This window comes from Streptomyces sirii (assembly GCF_045690365.1).
In the GTDB taxonomy this organism is placed as follows: Bacteria; Actinomycetota; Actinomycetes; order Streptomycetales; family Streptomycetaceae; genus Streptomyces; species Streptomyces sirii.
In genome coordinates, this window is the sequence record NZ_CP147982.1 from 6421118 (window position 1) to 6437237 (window position 16120).

At 71.2% G+C, this 16120-nt stretch carries 14 protein-coding genes and 1 pseudogene; 13 read left to right on the plus strand and 2 right to left on the minus strand.

Annotated elements, in window-relative coordinates; genetic code table 11:
* Nucleotides 1-12 precede the first annotated feature (12 nt).
* The 9 genes from WAB15_RS29040 to WAB15_RS29080 all read left to right on the plus strand — a co-directional run bounded on the left by WAB15_RS29040 (nt 13) and on the right by WAB15_RS29080 (nt 8738).
* Nucleotides 13-3009: a helicase-related protein gene (locus tag WAB15_RS29040; RefSeq protein WP_407288031.1), complete on the plus strand. Its 2997-nt coding sequence runs from the start codon at nt 13-15 to the stop codon at nt 3007-3009.
* Nucleotides 3010-3215: 206 nt separating this feature from the next.
* Nucleotides 3216-3815 (plus strand): 16S rRNA (guanine(966)-N(2))-methyltransferase RsmD, encoded by a 600-nt coding sequence (gene rsmD, locus WAB15_RS29045; protein WP_407288032.1) that lies wholly within the window; start codon nt 3216-3218, stop codon nt 3813-3815.
* A gap of 26 nt (nt 3816-3841) precedes the next feature.
* Nucleotides 3842-4324 carry a pantetheine-phosphate adenylyltransferase gene (gene coaD / locus WAB15_RS29050; RefSeq protein WP_399147239.1) on the plus strand — a complete coding sequence of 161 codons (483 nt, stop codon included), beginning with the start codon at nt 3842-3844 and terminating at the stop codon, nt 4322-4324.
* A 128-nt stretch (nt 4325-4452) separates the two neighbouring features.
* A complete protein-coding gene (locus WAB15_RS29055; RefSeq protein ID WP_407288033.1) occupies nt 4453-5625 on the plus strand; it encodes an ATP synthase F0 subunit B in 1173 nt (390 codons plus the stop codon).
* A gap of 195 nt (nt 5626-5820) precedes the next feature.
* Nucleotides 5821-6420: a YceD family protein gene (locus WAB15_RS29060; protein WP_399147170.1), complete on the plus strand. Its 600-nt coding sequence runs from the start codon at nt 5821-5823 to the stop codon at nt 6418-6420.
* Nucleotides 6421-6422: 2 nt separating this feature from the next.
* Nucleotides 6423-6596 (plus strand): 50S ribosomal protein L32, encoded by a 174-nt coding sequence (gene rpmF, locus WAB15_RS29065; protein ID WP_006139588.1) that lies wholly within the window; start codon nt 6423-6425, stop codon nt 6594-6596.
* A gap of 19 nt (nt 6597-6615) precedes the next feature.
* The gene (gene rnc, locus WAB15_RS29070; protein ID WP_407288034.1) at nt 6616-7434 is read left to right on the plus strand and encodes a ribonuclease III; all 819 of its coding nucleotides are present in this window, start codon (nt 6616-6618) and stop codon (nt 7432-7434) included.
* 77 nt (nt 7435-7511) lie between these two features.
* A complete protein-coding gene (mutM, locus tag WAB15_RS29075) occupies nt 7512-8441 on the plus strand; it encodes a bifunctional DNA-formamidopyrimidine glycosylase/DNA-(apurinic or apyrimidinic site) lyase (RefSeq protein ID WP_399147172.1) in 930 nt (309 codons plus the stop codon).
* Between the two features lie 72 nt (nt 8442-8513).
* On the plus strand, nt 8514-8738 hold the full coding sequence (locus tag WAB15_RS29080) for a hypothetical protein (RefSeq protein WP_407288035.1): 225 nt from the start codon (nt 8514-8516) through the stop codon (nt 8736-8738).
* Nucleotides 8739-9332: 594 nt separating this feature from the next.
* Here WAB15_RS29080 and WAB15_RS29085 read toward each other — a convergent pair.
* Nucleotides 9333-9554 (minus strand): hypothetical protein, encoded by a 222-nt coding sequence (locus WAB15_RS29085; protein WP_399147174.1) that lies wholly within the window; start codon nt 9552-9554, stop codon nt 9333-9335.
* Nucleotides 9555-9612: 58 nt separating this feature from the next.
* Between WAB15_RS29085 and WAB15_RS29090 the strand changes: the two are divergent.
* Nucleotides 9613-9750 (plus strand): annotated as a pseudogene (locus WAB15_RS29090) (site-specific integrase); the annotation flags it as partial.
* A gap of 120 nt (nt 9751-9870) precedes the next feature.
* Here WAB15_RS29090 and WAB15_RS29095 read toward each other — a convergent pair.
* Nucleotides 9871-10806 carry a CAP domain-containing protein gene (locus WAB15_RS29095; protein WP_399147175.1) on the minus strand — a complete coding sequence of 312 codons (936 nt, stop codon included), beginning with the start codon at nt 10804-10806 and terminating at the stop codon, nt 9871-9873.
* A 179-nt stretch (nt 10807-10985) separates the two neighbouring features.
* Here WAB15_RS29095 and WAB15_RS29100 point away from each other — a divergent pair, with 179 nt between their 5' ends.
* The 3 genes from WAB15_RS29100 (at nt 10986) to WAB15_RS29110 (ending at nt 15882) form a co-directional block, all read left to right on the plus strand.
* Nucleotides 10986-11267: an acylphosphatase gene (locus WAB15_RS29100; protein WP_393493870.1), complete on the plus strand. Its 282-nt coding sequence runs from the start codon at nt 10986-10988 to the stop codon at nt 11265-11267.
* Between the two features lie 382 nt (nt 11268-11649).
* Nucleotides 11650-11853, plus strand: a complete 204-nt coding sequence (locus WAB15_RS29105; RefSeq protein WP_006602857.1) for a hypothetical protein — start codon at nt 11650-11652, stop codon at nt 11851-11853.
* A 303-nt stretch (nt 11854-12156) separates the two neighbouring features.
* Nucleotides 12157-15882, plus strand: coding sequence for a chromosome segregation SMC family protein (locus WAB15_RS29110; protein WP_407288036.1), 3726 nt, complete (start codon nt 12157-12159; stop codon nt 15880-15882).
* Nucleotides 15883-16120: the final 238 nt, after the last annotated feature.

Below are 16120 nucleotides of genomic sequence, written 5' to 3' on the forward strand. Positions count from 1 at the left end.
TGCAATAGACGCGTGGCTGCGCTCGACGAACCCCTGAAGAAGATCCTCGGCGGTACCACCGCGAAGGTGCTGGCCGAGCAGCTCGACCTGCACACGGTCGGCGACCTGTTGCACCACTACCCGCGCCGCTATGCCGAGCGCGGTGAGCTGACCCGCCTCGCGGATCTGCCGCTGGACGAACATGTCACGGTCGTCGCGCAGGTCGCGGACTCCCGGGTGCTGAAGTTCAACGCCGGCCGGGGGCAGCGCCTGGAAGTGACGCTCACGGACGGCAGCGGCCGGCTCCAGCTGGTCTTCTTCGGCAAGGGCATTCACAAGCCGCACAAGGAGCTGCTGCCGGGGCGGCGGGCGATGTTCGCCGGCAAGGTGTCGGTCTTCAACCGCAAACTGCAGCTCGCCCACCCCGAGTACGAGCTCCTCGACCGCGACGCCGGCGACGGGGCGGACGCGGCCAGCGCGTTCGCCCATCAGCTGATGCCGATCTACCCGGCCTGCCAGCAGATGGCGTCCTGGAAGATCGCCAAGGCGGTCGACGCGGTGCTGCCCAGCGCGCAGGACGCCGTCGATCCGCTGCCCGAGGCGCTGCGCGAGGGGCGCGCGCTGGTCCCGCTCACCGAGGCGCTGCTCAAGATCCACCGGCCGGGGAGCAAGGCCGATATCGCCGACGCGCGGGCCCGGCTGAAGTGGGACGAGGCGTTCGTGATGCAGGTCGCCCTGGCCCGCCGCCGCCTCGCCGACAACCAACTCCCCGCCGTGGCCCGCAAGTTGATCAAGCAAGGCATCCTCGATGCCTTCGACGCCAAGCTGCCCTTCACCCTCACCGACGGCCAGCAGAAGGTCAGCCGGGAGATCTTCGACGACCTGGCGACCGAACACCCCATGCATCGCCTCCTCCAGGGCGAGGTGGGCTCCGGCAAGGCGCAGCCGCTGGACGCCCTGGTGCTGACGCCACGCGGCTTCCGGCCCATGGGGGAGATGGCCGTCGGCACGGAGGTGGTCGTACCGAGCGGCGAGACGGCCGTGGTGGACGGCGTCTTCCCGCAGGGGGAGCGGGAGGTGTGGCGGCTGGTGCTGTCGGACGGCAGCGCCGTGGAGTGCGACGACGAGCATCTGTGGATCGTCGGGACCCGCGGCACGGGGGATCGGGTGCTGACGACCCGCGAGCTGCGCGGCGATCTGCTGCGCGCCGACGGGCAGCCCAAGTGGTCCATCGCGGCGGCTGTGCCGGTCGACCTCGACGACGGTGGGGACCGGCCGCTGGATCCGTATCTGGTGGGCCAAAGGCTCGGGGGCGACGGCGGCAGCCCGGAGGACCGCGTACCGGACGCCTATCGCCACGCGTCCGTCAAGGACCGGCTGGCCGTGGTGCGCGGGCTGCTGGACGTTGGGGGCCGGCCCGCAGGGGCCCAGACGGTCTGCCGCGGCGTGCCCGCCCACCTGGCCGCCGACCTCGCGTGGCTGGTGCGGTCGCTGGGCGGCTGTGCCCAGCTCCGCCCCGGGCAGGACGGTGCGTACTCCGTTCACGTGGCGCTGCCGGACACGGCGTCCACCGGCGGCATCGACAACACCGGCTTCCGCCGCGCCGTCCACGCCGTCGAGCACATCGGCCGCAAGCCCGTCCAGTGCATCAGCGTCGCGCACCCCGACCACGCCTATGTGACCGACCACTTCACCGTCACGCACAACACCATGGTCGCGCTGCGTGCCATGCTCGGCGTGGTCGACAGCGGCGGCCAGGCCGCGATGCTCGCGCCGACCGAGGTGCTGGCCCAGCAGCACCACCGCTCCATCACCGAGATGATGGGCGAGCTGGCCGAGGGCGGCATGCTGGGCGGGGCCGAACAGGGGACGAAGGTGGTGCTGCTGACCGGCTCCATGGGGGCCGCGGCCCGCCGCCAGGCGCTGCTCGATCTGGTCACCGGCGAGGCCGGCATCGTCGTCGGCACCCATGCCCTGATCGAGGACAAGGTGCAGTTCCACGACCTGGGGCTGGTGGTCGTCGACGAACAGCACCGCTTCGGCGTCGAGCAGCGCGACGCACTGCGCGGCAAGGGCAAGCAGCCGCCGCATCTGCTGGTCATGACGGCGACCCCCATCCCGCGCACGGTCGCCATGACCGTCTTCGGCGATCTGGAGACCTCCGTACTGGACCAACTCCCCGCCGGGCGCTCGCCGATCGCCAGCCATGTGGTGCCCGCCAAGGACAAGCCGCACTTCCTGGCCCGCGCCTGGGAGCGGGTCCGCGAGGAGGTGGCCGCCGGGCACCAGGGCTATGTGGTGTGCCCGCGGATCGGCGACGACGAGGACGAGGCGCCCAAGGGCGGCAAGAAGGGCGCATCCGGCGCCAAGGGGGCCGCCGCCGAGGAGCGTTCGCCGGAGGACGCGGAGGAGAAGCGCCCGCCGCTCGCGGTGCTCGACATCGCCGAACAGCTCGCCGGGGGGCCGCTCGCCGGCCTGCGGGTAGCGGTGCTGCACGGCCGGATGGCGCCGGACGACAAGGACGAGGTGATGCGGTCCTTCGCCGCCGGCGAGCTGGACGTGCTGGTCGCGACGACGGTCATCGAGGTCGGGGTGAACGTCCCGAACGCCACCGCCATGGTGATCATGGACGCGGACCGCTTCGGCGTCTCCCAGCTGCACCAGCTGCGCGGCCGGGTCGGCCGCGGCTCGGCGCCCGGCCTGTGCCTGCTGGTCAGCGAGATGCCCGAGGCCAGCCCCGCCCGGGCCCGGCTGGCCGCCGTGGCCGGCACCCTCGACGGCTTCGAGCTCTCCCGTATCGACCTCGAACAGCGGCGCGAGGGCGATGTCCTCGGACAGGCGCAGTCCGGCGTCCGCTCCTCGCTGCGGATGCTCACGGTCATCGACGACGAGGAGATCATCGCGTCCGCCCGCGAGGAGGCCACGGCGCTGGTCACCGACGATCCGGAGCTGACCGGCTATCCGGAGCTGCGGATCGCGCTGTCCGCCCTGCTGGACGAGGAGCGGGAGCAGTATCTGGACAAGGGCTGAGGGGGGACGCGACGAGCGGGGGAGTGCCGGGCGCGGACGGGGGCCTTCCGCGCCGTTCTGCCGTGAGATCGATCACTGGCCGGGGCGCTCGCACGGCGCCCTGGACGGCCGCTCGCCGCCGGTCGACGGAATATCGTGGAGGAGCGGAGCCCGAGCGGCTCCCACCCACACTCCACACCGACCACGCGCAACGTAAGGACGGGCCCATGACCCGCGTGATCGCCGGTACGGCCGGCGGCCGCCGCCTGGCCGTACCCCCCGGCAACGGCACCCGCCCGACCTCCGACCGGGCGCGCGAGGGCATGTTCTCCACCTGGGAGTCGCTCGACGGGCCGCTGGCCGGCGCCCGGGTGCTCGATCTCTACGGCGGTTCCGGCGCGGTCGGGCTGGAGGCGCTCTCCCGCGGCGCCGCACACGTCCTGCTGGTCGAGGCCGACGCCCGTGCCGTGCGCACCATCCGCGACAACGTCCGCACGGTCGGCCTCCCGGGCGTCGAGGTCCGGGCCGGCAAGGCCGAGCAGACCGCCGCCGCGCCGGCCCCGGGCGACCCGTACGACATCGTCTTCCTGGACCCGCCCTACGCGGTCACCGACCAGGAACTGCGCGAGATCCTGCTCACACTCCGTGGTCAGGGGTGGCTGACGGAGCAGGCACTCGTCACCGTGGAACGCAGCACCCGAGGCGGCACGTTCCCATGGCCGGACGGATTTGAAGCGATCAAGGCCCGTCGCTACGGCGAGGGGACGCTTTGGTACGGTCGCGCCGCTTCGACGTCTGCCGAATCGACGTCAACAAGCGTGTCATGACCGGATCGGAGAGCGAGGAACCCGAGTTGCGCCGCGCCGTCTGTCCGGGGTCGTTCGACCCCATCACCAACGGGCACCTGGACATCATCGCCCGTGCCTCCAAGCTGTACGACGTCGTCCATGTCGCCGTGATGATCAACCAGTCCAAGAAGGGGCTGTTCACGGTCGACGAGCGGATCGACCTGATCCGCCGGGCCACCGCCGAGTACGGCAACGTCGAGGTCGAGTCCTTCCACGGCCTGCTGGTCGACTTCTGCAAGCAGCGCGACATCCCCGCGATCGTCAAGGGACTGCGCGCCGTCAGCGACTTCGACTACGAGCTGCAGATGGCCCAGATGAACAACGGTCTGTCGGGCGTGGAGACCCTCTTCGTGCCCACCAACCCCACCTACAGCTTCCTGTCCTCCAGCCTGGTCAAGGAGGTCGCCGCCTGGGGCGGTGACGTCTCCCACCTGGTCCCGCCGTTCGTCCTCGAAGCCCTCACCGAGCGGCTGCGCAACAAGGACTGACCCCGCCCCCGGCGCACCTGCCGCGACGCTTGACTGACGGACCGTCAGTTGGTGTCGGGTGCGGGGCCCGTGGACGTACAGTCGACCCGTTCCGTCGTTCCAACACCCCAGAGAGTGGCGAGTCCAAGGTGGACGTGCAGAAGAAGCTCGACGACATCGTCGCGACCGTCGCCGGCGCCCGGTCCATGCCCATGTCGGCATCGTGCGTGGTCAACCGCGCCGAGCTGCTCGCCCTGCTGGAGGAGGTGCGCGCGGCACTGCCCGGCTCCCTCGCGCAGGCCCAGGAGCTGCTCGGCGGGCGCGAGCAGATGGTCGAGCAGGCGCGCGCCGAGGCGGAGCGGATCATCGAGTCGGCGCACGCCCAGCGCGGTTCGCTGATCTCCGACACCGAGGTCGCCCGGCAGTCCCAGGACGAGGCGGACCGGATCCTGACCGAGGCCCGCCGGGAGGCGGAGGAGATCCGCGCCGAGGCCGACGACTACGTCGACAGCAAGCTCGCCAACTTCGAGGTCGTACTCACCAAGACCATCGGCTCGGTCGACCGCGGCCGCGAGAAGCTGCTCGGCCTCGGCAACGGCCTGGACGACCAGGGGTATCCGGACGAGGACGGCACCGAGGCCCCCGAGCGCAGCGCCGACCCGGAGACCCTCAGGCAGCGCGCCGACGTGTACGTGGACGCCAAGTTCGGGGCGTTCCAGGCCGTACTGAGCAAGACGCTGGAGGCGGTGGGCCGGGGCCGCGACAAGCTCCAGGGCGCCCGGGCGGTCGACGAACTGGGCGCACACCTGGCGGCGCAGAGCGACGACCCGCACTCCGCCCGGCCGCAACAGGCCGATGCCGAGTACCTGGCCGGCCTGGCGGGCATCGGCGCCGACCAGGACCCGCAGGCGCCCCAGCTGCCACAGCAGCAGCCCCAGGCGCCCCAGCTGCCACAGCAGCAGCCCCAGGAGCACCAGCTGCCACAGCACCAGCCCCAGGAGCACCAGCAGCCGCTCCAGCCCCAGCAGCAGGGCTACTACCCGGACCCGGCGGCCTACCAGCAGCAGGACGTCTACGGCTATCAGCAGCCCCACGACGTCGCGTACTCCCAGGACGCCCAGCACCAGAACGCCTACGGCTACGACTGGCAGCAGCAGGGCTACGACCCGAACGCCTACCTCCAGCAGCAGGTGCCCGCGCAGCCCCAGCACGCCCCGCACGTCCAGACCGCACAGCCCGGCGCCCTGGACGAGACCAGCCTCTTCGACACCAGCATGATCAACCTCGATCAGCTGCGGCAGTACGAGGAGGGGCGCCAGTAGGCGACCCCGCTACCGGACCGGTCCGGCCGGGAGCGGATTGGGCCTATCGGGGCCCGTCCAGTATCCTGGCTCTTCGGTCGCGCGTATGTCCGCGATCTCGGCTGCCCGAATTTCCACGATGGAATGCGGGCGGTGTGAAAACCCCGGAGAAAGCAGGAAGCCATCAACGCCCGCCTCGATCACCGCTCCCCTCTCGTGTTCGACACACGTGAGCTGGGTCGGCGTCCCGGTGCGCTCAAGAGGGTCTCCCGCTCCGTCGAGGCCCCCCGGGACCTCGGTAACGAGGTGATCGGCGTGCCCCAGGGCGCACCGGTCGAGCTCGACCTCCGCCTGGAGTCGGTCATGGACGGGGTGCTTGTCACAGGTACCGCCCGTGCAACCCTCAAGGGGGAGTGCGTAAGGTGTCTGGAGCCGCTGGAGCGAGAGCTCGACAGCGACTTCCAGGAGTTGTTCGCCTACCCCGACGCCGATGCCAGGGTCCACGACAAGGACGCCGGCGACGACGCCGAGGATGAGGAGGACACCCTCTTCCTCGAGGACGACCTGTTCGACCTCGAATCCGTGCTGCGGGACGCGGTGGTGCTTGCACTGCCGATGCAGCCGGTGTGCCAGGACGACTGCCCGGGCCTGTGCTCCGACTGCGGAGCCCGGCTGGCGGACGACCCGGACCACCACCACGACGCCGTCGACATCCGTTGGGCGGCACTGCAGGGACTCGCCGGGACCGTCAAGGACGGCGAGAAGGACAACATGGGCGGCGCCGAAGCGGGCGTCGACGAGAAGCAGGAGAAGTAGCCGTGGCTGTTCCGAAGCGGAAGATGTCGCGCAGCAACACGCGCCACCGCCGGTCGCAGTGGAAGGCTGCGGTCCCCACCCTGGTGGCGTGTGAGCGCTGCCACGAGCCCAAGCTGCAGCACATCGCGTGCCCCGCTTGCGGCACCTACAACAAGCGCCAGGTCCTCGAGGTCTGAGCGGCTGGTGACAGGCTCTATGTCAGACGCCACATCGACTTCCCGCTCACGCGGGGATGAACCGACTCCGGCGGACACGGCCTCGTCTCACACGCTTCTGGAAGGGCGGCTCGGGTACAAGCTCGAGTCCGCCCTTCTGGTGCGTGCGCTGACGCACCGCTCGTACGCATACGAGAACGGCGGTCTGCCCACCAACGAGCGGCTCGAGTTCCTCGGGGACTCGGTGCTCGGCCTGGTGGTCACCGACACGCTGTACCGCATCCACCCCGACCTGCCGGAGGGCCAGCTGGCCAAGCTCCGGGCCGCGGTGGTCAACTCGCGTGCGCTCGCCGAGGTGGGCCGCGGCCTCGACCTCGGCGCCTTCATCCGCCTCGGCCGGGGCGAAGAGGGCACGGGCGGCAGGGACAAGGCATCCATCCTCGCCGACACCCTCGAAGCGGTGATCGGCGCGGTCTATCTCGACCAGGGCCTCGACGCGGCCGGCGAGCTGGTGCACCGGCTCTTCGACCCGCTCATCGAGAAGTCCTCCAGCCTGGGCGCGGGCCTGGACTGGAAGACCAGCCTCCAGGAACTCACCGCGACCGAAGGTCTCGGCGTCCCGGAGTACCTGGTCACCGAGACCGGCCCGGACCACGAGAAGACCTTTACTGCTGCCGCCCGCGTCGGTGGTGTCTCGTACGGCACCGGCACCGGCCGCAGCAAGAAGGAGGCCGAGCAGCAGGCGGCCGAGTCCGCATGGCGCGCGATCCGCGCCGCGGCGGACGAGGCGGCCAAGGCGGCGGCTTCCGGTGACGACGCGTCGCAGGAGGCCGGCGACGGCTCGTCGTCGGCACACTGAACCACCGTTTCTGACCCCGTCCGGGGCGGCCGAGCGCCGCCCCGGACGGGGTCAGAAGTCTTTCCCAAGGAGCCACCGTGCCCGAGCTGCCCGAGGTCGAGGTCGTCCGCCGTGGACTGGAGCGCTGGGTCAGCGGCCGCACGATCGACGCCGTCGAGGTGCGCCACCCCCGCGCGATCCGCCGGCACACGGCCGGTGCGGCCGACTTCGCGGCCCGGCTGGAGGGGCTGCGCATAGGCACGGCCCGCCGGCGCGGCAAGTACCTCTGGCTCCCGGTGACCGGCGGCGGCCCGGCCGCGCAGTCCGCCGCCGAAGGCCTCGCGCCCCTCGTCACGCCGTCCGTCACCCACGGCCTGGCGATCCTCGCCCACCTCGGTATGAGCGGCCAGCTGCTGGTCCAGCCGCACGACGCCCCCGACGAGAAGCATCTGCGCATCCGCGTCCGCTTCGCCGACGACCTCGGCACCGAGCTCCGCTTCGTCGACCAGCGCACCTTCGGCGGCCTCTCGCTGCACGACACCGTCCCCGGCGACGCCGAGCAGCTCCCCGACGCCATCGCCCACATCGCCCGCGACCCGCTCGACCCGGCCTTCGACGACGCCGCCTTCCACGATGCGCTGCGCCGCCGCCGGACCACCATCAAGCGGGCCCTGCTCGACCAGACCCTGATCAGCGGCGTCGGCAACATCTACGCCGACGAGGCGCTGTGGCGCAGCCGGCTCCACTACGACCGGCCGACCGCCACCTTCACCCGCCCGCGCACCGCCGAGCTGCTCGGCCACGTACGGGACGTGATGAACGCCGCGCTCGCCGTGGGCGGCACCAGCTTCGACAGCCTCTATGTGAACGTCAACGGCGAGTCCGGGTACTTCGACCGCTCCCTGGACGCCTACGGCCGCGAGGACGAGCCCTGCCGCCGCTGTGGCACCCCCATCCGCCGCCGCGCCTGGATGAACCGCTCCAGCTACTTCTGCCCCCGCTGCCAGCGCCCGCCGCGGACCGGCTGAACGTAGCAGTCGGATAACTCCTGCCCGCCGCGGATGTACCGCGGCGGAGGGGGCCGGGTAAGTTCAGCGCCCATGACAGAGGACGCCGCGAGCATCGACCGGCAGCAGCTCATGCAGGAGGCGCTTGAGGAGTACGCATCGCGCAGCGATGACCAGCTGGACTGGATCCTCGGGCTCGTCCGACACCGCCTCGGCGCCGCGCGCCGGATGGGCGTGGACATACCAAAAGGACTGGCCGAACGGGTATCCCGGCTGTCCGCGAAGCGCGGCTGGCCGATCGACCAGCCGCAGCCCTGAGCCGGGGAAGCACCCGATGATCAAGCTGTTGCCCGCGCCCTTACCCACCGGCACGGCCGTTCGAGGGACACTCCGGCCGAGCGGCGCAGGAGCACGGCGCCAGGGGTGAGGCGGCCGGCGACGCGTGTGGACGCCGGGATCAAAAAGCCGACGAAGTGCCGCGTCGGTTCGCTGACCAACGGCTGAGCCGTGGTCGAGGGTCATTGTCGGTCAACGCTGAGCACCCCCGCACGGCCCAGAGACGGCCCGGACGGGGGTGCTGGATGCTGCTCGTTGCCGACTACCGGCACGAAGGTCGCTGAGACGACAGTCGCTTGAAGCCGTCGCGGTTGCTGTACTTCGCCGCTTTACAGCGCAGCAGGCCGCCCCAGGCATTACGAGGCGGGCCCCTTTACCTCCTCGAGCGGGAGGGTCTCGTCTTCCCCGAAGTCCGGGGCCTGGAAGGGGTTTGTCGCCGGAGGCGGCGATGCTGCGGTGGAACGGCTGGGTTGCCCTTCCGGGGCGGAGAACAGCGACGTCAGATCGATGAGAGATCTCCCTTTCGTTAACAGGTCCCTGAAGGGGCCTGGCATGCCGTGATCGGGCACAGTGGTCCTAGAGCTTGGTCATCTTGGCGTACGGGCTCAAGATCCGCATTTGAGCCGAGCCGAAGTCCACGAGCACCGCGATTCCATCCTCGATGCCGATCACCCGGCCGAGGCCGTGCATGTCGTGTGTGACCTGGTCGCCCATGGCGAAGTGCTTGGGCGCCGGCGTAACCGGGGCCTTGAAGGGGCTGGTGGGCAGATGACGCTTCGGTGCAGCGGGCTTTGTCATTGCCCCCAGTATGCGCCGACCTGCCTGCGGTTGGTTGTGGCGGTCCACGTTCGATGCAGACGTCGACTTCTTGGGTGGTGTCGTGCACGTGGTCCGTCAGGTGAAGCTGCTGTGCAACCGTCCGGTCTTCGCCCCGCCCAAGGGTGGCAAGGAGAGGGACGTACCGCTGCCCGAGCCGAACGCCTTCGCTCTCGCGCGTCCGTATTCCTGGAGGCGGGGGAGAGCAGCAAGGCCCGGTCTTCGGGGATGAAGGGGCTACGGATGACGGCCCCGACCCGGCCCAGAGTGGTTCGTACGTCGTTGACCTGCGCTTATCTCAAAAGCCGAAGTCCTGGGTCCACCACGGGCCGCCCGGGCCGAAGTGGACGCCGACGCCGAGGGTCTTGTACTCGCAGTTGAGGATGTTGGCGCGGTGGCCGGGGCTGTCCATCCAGGAGTCCATGACGGACTGGGCGTTGGCCTGGCCGCGGGCTATGTTCTCGCCGCCGAGGTCGGTGATGCCCTCCGCACGGGCACGGTCCCAGGGCGTGTGGCCGTCCGGGTCGGTGTGGTCGAAGAAACCGCGCTCGGCCATGTCGTCACTGAACCGCTGTGCGAGTCCGGCCAATTCCTTGTCCGCGGTCACCGGCGAGCAGCCCGCCTGGGCGCGTTCCTGGTTGACCATCGCCAGGACCTGGGCCTCGGCGGACGTCTTCGCGTCGGGGGTCTTCGACGGGGCCGCGGTGCGCTGGGGCGCGCTGGCGGACGGGCGCTCGGTGGGCTCGGCGGAGGGCCGCGAACCGGTCTCCCGGGTGGGAGTTTTGGTCGGCCGGTGCGGGGAGGGGGACGTGGACGGCGTCATGGGGGAGGACGGGCGTTCGCTGCGCGGGGCGGTGGGGCGGCCGCCGCCGCGGCTCGCCGTGTCGGTCGCGCGGTCGGTCGGGGTCTGCGAGAGGCCGCCCATCGGCCCGGTGGTCTCCGGCAGGGCACCGGCGCGGACCCGGTCGCCCCGGCCGTCACCGCCCTCGCCGTCGAACTGCCCGCCGCCGGGGATCAGTCCGGAAGCGACCGCCACCGCTCCCATCGCCACCGCGGCGGAGGCGCCGAGCAGTCCGGTGCGTACGGGTGCCAGGCCTCGGTCGCGCGCCGCGCGGTGCGAGCGGTGCCGTGCCGCCGGGGTCGGTGCGCCGTGCCGGACAGCTGTCGGTGCGTCAAAAGTCTCCGCACTCGGGGCTTCGGGCGTATGGGGAGCAGAGCGTCGGTGGCGGCCCATCCGCTGTCGTCCTTCCCCCGGTGCAAGCACCGGTTCCACTGGAGCGGCTGCCGCCGCGCAGCTTTCCTCGGCGTCAAGGCGACTCACCCAAACGGGTGAGTCTCGCTGACGGGGGACTGTACGCCATGGCGCAAGGGGGCGACGTGCCCGCCGAGCAATTGGCCGGTTAACGTGCACACATGAACGAAGATGTCCGTGTGACCGCGTGGGTGCGTGGTCAGGTCCAAGGCGTCGGCTTCCGCTGGTTCACCCGCGCCAACGCTCTTCGCATCGGCGAACTCGCCGGATTCGCGGTCAATCTCGGCGACGGCCGCGTCCAGGTGGTCGCCGAGGGGCCGAAGGACCACTGCGATCAGTTGCTGGAGTGGCTGCGGACCGGAGACACGCCCGGGCGGGTCGACGGAGTCACTGAGATCTGGGACACGCCCAGGGGCGGCTACGACGGCTTCGAGATCCGCTGACACGGCCCGCCGCGGGCCTCCGTAAGGCCATCGCAGGCGATCTTGCCGGTGTGTCTTTGTCAGCTGCTTACGGGAGATAAGGCCTGGTGGTTGCCAACTCGGCCGACCCGTGCAAGGCTGCCGCTGTACGGATGATCTCCACGCCCCCGCGGGACCTTTCTGGGGAGTCGGCGCAGAGCCCTCGCGGCCGCGCACTCTCAGGTGCCCGAGGATACGGGGCGTGATCGTGTTGACCGTCAAACCGTTTGGTGAGACTCTGGAATCCCCGCGCACCTTAGCTGTTTGGCATTGAGTACACCAGAGAATGACAAGCACCGCGGGTGCGAATCCCTCACGACCCACACCGCTTCGGTCGGTCACTCATTGTGGAGGACCATCCATCATGGCAAAGGCGCTTCTCGGTTACGTCGGCGGCTCCGACCCCCGAGTCCTCTCCGAGATGCGACGGCTTCAGCAGCGCGTTCAAGACCTCGAATCCGAGCTTATCCGGATGCAGGCCGAGAACGACATGCTGTCCGCTGCCGCACGTCGCGACGACTCGATGCTCGACATCGACGTACCCCAGGCGGAGCCCGCGCTCACCTGACCCCAACCCCAGGGCCGGTAGGGCTGCTCGCCAGCCGCTTGAGGCACCGCTCTCTTCAAGATCTGCAAGGGACGCTTCGGCGTCCCTTCGTCGTTTCCCCGCCCGTCTCTTCCGGCACTTCGATCGCGTACCCAGCGGCCATTTCGGCCGTGCCGCCCCTCCCTTACCGCATGATGTGCCCTGCGCTTTCCTTGGTGAAACCGAAAATGAACGGCGCGGATACCCGGGGGACGTACGGCGTCGGCGACCGCACCCGGAATGTTGGGGCCGCCCGCCGAGAGGGGGCCGGTAGAGTCCAACGGCGTGCATCTCAAGAGTCTGACCCTGCGAGGCTTCAAGTCCTTCGCCTCCGCCACGACGCTCCGGTTCGAGCCGGGGATCACCTGCGTCGTGGGCCCCAACGGTTCCGGCAAGTCCAACGTCGTGGACGCGCTGTCCTGGGTCATGGGCGAGCAGGGAGCCAAGTCGCTGCGCGGCGGGAAGATGGAGGACGTCATCTTCGCCGGGACGACCGGGCGGCCGCCGCTCGGCCGCGCGGAGGTCTCGCTGACCATCGACAACTCCGACGGTGCGCTGCCGATCGAGTACGCCGAAGTCACCATCACCCGGATCATGTTCCGCAATGGCGGCAGCGAGTACCAGATCAACGGGGACACCTGCCGGCTGCTCGATATCCAGGAATTGCTCTCCGATTCCGGTATCGGCCGGGAGATGCACGTCATCGTCGGACAGGGGCAGCTGGATTCGGTGCTGCACGCCGATCCGATGGGCCGGCGGGCATTCATCGAGGAGGCGGCCGGCGTCCTCAAGCACCGCAAGCGCAAGGAGAAGGCGCTGCGGAAGCTGGACGCGATGAAGGCCAACCTCGCCCGCGTCCAGGACCTGACCGACGAGCTGCGCCGCCAGCTCAAACCGCTGGGTCGGCAGGCCGCGGTGGCCCGGCGCGCCGCCGTCATCCAGGCCGATCTGCGCGACGCCCGGCTGCGGCTGCTCGCCGACGACCTGGTCGCCCTGCGCCGGGCGCTGCGCGCCGAGATCGCGGACGAGGCGGCCCTCAAGGAGCGCAAGCAGGCTGCCGAGGAGCGACTGCGCACCGCCCAGCAGCGGGAGTCGGCGCTGGAGGAGGAGGTCCGTACGCTCAGCCCGCGGGTGCAGCGGGCGCAGCAGACCTGGTACGAGCTGTCGCAGCTCGCCGAGCGGGTGCGCGGCACGATCTCGCTGGCCGAGGCGCGGGTCAAGAGCGCCACGGCGGCCCCGCCGGAGGAGCGGCGCGGGCGCGACCCCGAGGACATGGAGCGCGAGGCGGCCCGGATCCGCGAGCAGGAGGCGGAGTTGGCGGCCGCGCTGGAGGCCGCGAGCCGGGCACTGGAGGACACCGTCGAACACCGTGCCGGGCTGGAGCGGCAGTTGGCGGACGAGGAGCGGCGGCTGCGGGACGCGGCGCGGGCCATCGCCGACCGGCGCGAGGGCCTGGCCCGGCTGAGCGGACAGGTCACCGCCGCCCGCGGCCGGGCCGCCTCCGCGCAGGCGGAGATCGGGCGGCTGGCCGAGGCCCGGGACGGCGCCCGCCAGCGGGCGGCCGCCGCCCAGGAGGAGTACGAGCAGCTCAAGGCCGAGGTCGAGGGCCTGGACGCCGACGACGAGGAGAGCGCGGCGGCGCATGACGCGGCCCGTCGGGAGCTGGCGGAGGCGGAGGCCGCGCTGAGCGCAGCGCGGGAGGCGCTGACCGCGGCCGAGCGCAGGCGCGCCGCGACCGCCGCCCGGCACGACGCACTGGCGCTCGGGCTGCGCCGCAAGGACGGTACGGGGGCCCTGCTGGCGGCGGCCGACCACCTCGCCGGGCTGCTCGGCCCGGCCGCGGAGCTGCTGGCCGTCACCCCCGGCTTCGAGGTCCCGGTCGCGGCCGCCCTCGGAGCGGCGGCGGACGCCGTCGCCGTCAACGGGCCGGCCACCGCCGCCGACGCCATCCGGCTGCTGCGCAAGCAGGACGCGGGGCGCGCGGCGATGCTGCTGGGGGACGGCCGGAGCCGCGGCGGCAGTGCCACCGGGCTGGTGCCCGGGCCCGCGCGGGCCGTGGAGGAGGCGGCGACCGCGGAGGCCGTGGAGGCCGTTGCGGTGTCGGCGAGGGCCGGGAGTGCTGGGACTGGTGGGGTGCATGGTGCTGGTGGTGCTGGTGATGCCGCTGAGACCGCTGTGCATCGTGTCCCGGGCCCCCGCTCCGCGCCCGTACCGGCCGGTGAACTGATCCAGGGGCCGTCGGAGTTGACCGCCGCGGTGGCCCGGCTGCTGCGGGATGTCGTGGTCGTCGGGACGCTGGAGGACGCCGAGGACCTGGTGGCCGCGCGGCCGGAGCTGGTGGCGGTGACCGGTGAGGGCGATCTGCTCGGGGCGCACTTCGCGCAGGGCGGCTCCGCCGGCGCGCCGAGTCTGCTGGAGGTGCAGGCCTCCGTCGACGAGGCGGCGGCCGAGCTGGAGGAGCTGGCGGCGCGCTGCGAGGAGCTGGCCGAGGCGCAGCGGGCGGCGGCGGAGCGCCGTACGGAGTGCGCCGCGCTGGTCGAGGAGTTGGTCGAACGGCGGCGGGCGGCGGACCGGGAGAAGTCGAAGGTCGCCGGGGACCTGGGACGGCTCGGCGGGCAGGCGCGGGCCGCCGCGGGCGAGGCCGAGCGCTCCGCCGCGGCGGCCGCCAGGGCCGAGGAGGCGCTGGCGCGGGCCACCGAGGAGGCCGAGGAGCTGGCCGAGCGGCTGGCGGTGGCCGAGGAGGAGCCGGGCGCCGGCGACGAGGAGCCCGACACCTCCGTACGGGACCGGCTGGCGGCCGACGGGGCCAATGCGCGGCAGACCGAGATGGAGGCCCGGCTGCAGGCGCGTACGCACGAGGAGCGGGTCAAGGCGCTGGCCGGACGGGCGGATGCGCTGGACCGGGGGGCGCGCGCCGAGCGCGAGGCGCGGGCGCGGGCCGAACGGCGGCGCGCCCGGCTGCGCCACGAGGCGGAGGTGGCCGGGGCGGTCGCCTCCGGAGCCCGGCAGCTGCTGGCGCACGTCGAGGTGTCGGTCGTACGGGCCGACGGCGAGCGGGGCGCCGCGGAGCGGGCCAAGGCCGAGCGGGAGCAGGCGCTGGTGGCCGAGCGCAACACCGCCCGGGAGCTGAAGGGCGAGCTGGACAAGCTGACGGACTCGGTGCACCGCGGCGAGGTGCTGGGCGCGGAGAAGCGGCTGCGGATCGAGCAGCTGGAGAACAGGTCGCTGGAGGAGCTGGGGGTGGAGCCGGCCGCGCTGGTGTCGGAGTACGGCCCCGAGCAGCCCGTACCGCCGTCGCCGCCGGCCGAGGGCGAGGTGCTGCCGGAGGACCCCGAGGATCCCCGCAACCAGCCGGTGGCCTTCGTACGGGCCGAGCAGGAGAAGCGGCTCAAGGCGGCTGAGCGGGCGTATCAGCAGCTCGGGAAGGTGAACCCGCTGGCACTGGAGGAGTTCGCGGCGCTGGAGGAGCGGCACCAGTTCCTGAGCGAACAGCTTGAAGACTTGAAGAAGACCCGGGCCGACCTGCTGCAGGTGATCAAGGAGGTCGACGAGCGGGTGGAGCAGGTCTTCACCGAGGCGTACCACGACACCGCGCGGGAGTTCGAGGGCGTCTTCTCCCGGCTCTTCCCGGGTGGTGAGGGACGGCTGGTGCTGACCGATCCCGACGACATGCTGGCGACCGGGGTGGAGGTCGAGGCGCGCCCTCCGGGCAAGAAGGTCAAGCGGCTGTCGCTGCTGTCGGGCGGGGAGCGGTCGCTGACCGCGGTGGCGCTGCTGGTGTCGATCTTCAAGGCCCGGCCCAGCCCGTTCTATGTGATGGACGAGGTCGAGGCGGCGCTGGACGACACCAATCTGCAGCGGTTGATCCGGATCATGGAGGAGCTGCAGGAGAGTTCCCAGCTGATCGTGATCACGCATCAGAAGCGGACGATGGAGGTCGCGGACGCGCTCTACGGGGTATCGATGCAAGGGGACGGCGTATCGAAGGTCATCAGCCAGCGGCTGCACTGACCACGGACGGGAGTGTCCGCTATTCCCCTCTTTGTCCCTATCGTTGATCGCGCGGAGTGTCCGACGCTCCGTCAGTTCACAACTTGAACGAATGCCGTCTCGGGTGACCAAGAAACAAAATCATTACGCGGTATTGACTTCGAAACTTGAAGGCATAGTCTCTGCAACGTTGCTTTTACCTTCAAGTGGTGGGTACCCCCAACCTATGCACCACTAGAAGGGCCAGCCCCCTACGCCC